1 protein-coding gene is annotated in these 1,803 nt (G+C 41.2%); it reads left to right on the top strand.

Annotation, left to right across the window (positions count from 1 at the left end; all coding sequences use genetic code 11):
- Positions 1 to 325: 325 nt before the first annotated feature.
- On the top strand, positions 326 to 1,459 hold the full coding sequence (locus tag O9323_RS14020; RefSeq protein ID WP_043998422.1) for a T6SS phospholipase effector Tle1-like catalytic domain-containing protein: 1,134 nt from the start codon (positions 326 to 328) through the stop codon (positions 1,457 to 1,459).
- Positions 1,460 to 1,803: the final 344 nt, after the last annotated feature.

Genomic DNA, 1,803 nt, shown 5'->3' on the forward strand with positions numbered 1-1,803 from the left:
TTTTGGATTTGGTGGGTAAAATGTATTCTAAGATACAGTCCTGCTGGCGAGCGAGTGGAAGGAACCACAAAGACACAAAGGACACAAAGATTGATCGATCCTGTGTAAGTTAAACTTATCACACAGAACCTAGAAGAGCCCCAAGGAACAATCATCTAGTATCAAACCCGAAATATTGACCCCATCGGAACTATCTAATCCTCAAACTCCATCAAACAATGAAGAAGTTACTCCCAAGGAACAATCATCTAGTATCAAACCCGAAATATTGACCCCATCGGAACCATCTAATCCTCAAACCTCAGAATCAACTCAAGATAAGAATATGTCTGAACCATTATCTAAGCCTGACACCACTGAGCCGACTAAACCCTCTAATACAACCAAGAAAAAACGTTTGGTTGTTTGTTGTGATGGTACTTGGAATGAATTAGCAACTTCCTATCCTACAAATGTCGTCAAATTTGCCCGCTTAGTTAAATACACCGCCGATGATCAAACCCCACAAATGGTTCATTATATATCAGGATGTGGCACAGAAGAAGACGCTGATTTAATCGAGCGTTTAGGCGGGGGTGCTTTCGGCTGGGGAATTGACAGAATTATTCAAGATGCCTATCGCTTTTTATGTATGAATTATGACGTAGAAGCTGAAGACGAAATTTACCTAGTTGGCTTTAGTCGCGGAGCCTATACAGTTCGTTGTTTAGCAGGTATGATCTATAACAGTGGTTTATTGAGCCGTTCCAAAATCCGCGAATTGCCTAAAGCTTATGAGCTTTATCGAAATTCTAAAATTAAGCCAAATGATCCAGAAGCTCAAAAATTCCGGGAAGATAACTCCAAAAAGATAGATAGCGAAAAAGATTATTTACAAGGTCGTGTACCGATCAAAATGTTAGGGTGCTGGGATACGGTGGGAGCATTAGGTGTTCCTGATCTAACGCCTTGGCTACCCTTGGCTAAACTCTGGAATCGGAAGTATGAATTTTTCGATGCTAGACTAAGTCCGATTGTGGAAAATGCCTTTCATGCAGTTGCCATTGATGAGAAACGCAGAGGTTTTCCCTCGTCCGCCATGGAGAGAAGTGACAAAAATCCTGAACAAGTAGTCAAAGAAGTTTTCTTTGCTGGTGAACATGGCTGTATTGGTGGAGGAACTGAAGAATATCGGGGGCTATCGGACTATACTTTACAATGGATAATCCACGAGGCTAAAAAGTTGGGATTAGAGTTTGATTCAACTGAAAATTATAGTGAGGAATTCCAGATTAAACCAGAGCCAACGACTAAATTTGATAATAGCGTGACTGGTGTGTATGCCTTAGCTGGTGAAGGATGGCGACCGATAGAATCTTTAAAAGTTGCCGTTCATTACAGTGTGGTCGAACGACTTAAGGCTGATCCCAATTATCGTCCTCAAAATCTAACTCCTCTGCTTAATAAGTTGCTGCCCTAATTTAGACATTTTCAAATTTGGCAACGCCCAAGTTTTGATGTACACCTCATACCATTTTTCTTTATTCGCGTCACAACGAATGCAGGCTTGGCAAGCATTCGAGCGTGGATGTCTGTCATGGATTTAGAAATTTGGTATCACATTGACGCAAAACAAGGCTCTGGTATTAAACCTCTTGGGTGGTGATTCGGTAGTAGTGATGGCGGCTTAATCCTTTGCTTTGCTGTGCATTGTAGTCATGGATAAAATACCAAAGGGTTCCCCACAGCAATTCTCATTTTAAAAAGTAACAAGTGATACAGACAGAAACAAAGCTTTAAGCAAGCTACAAAATGCGCTCCCGC

The sequence above is a fragment of the Microcystis sp. LE19-131.1A genome, assembly GCF_027532015.1.
Lineage (GTDB): Bacteria > Cyanobacteriota > Cyanobacteriia > Cyanobacteriales > Microcystaceae > Microcystis > Microcystis ichthyoblabe_A.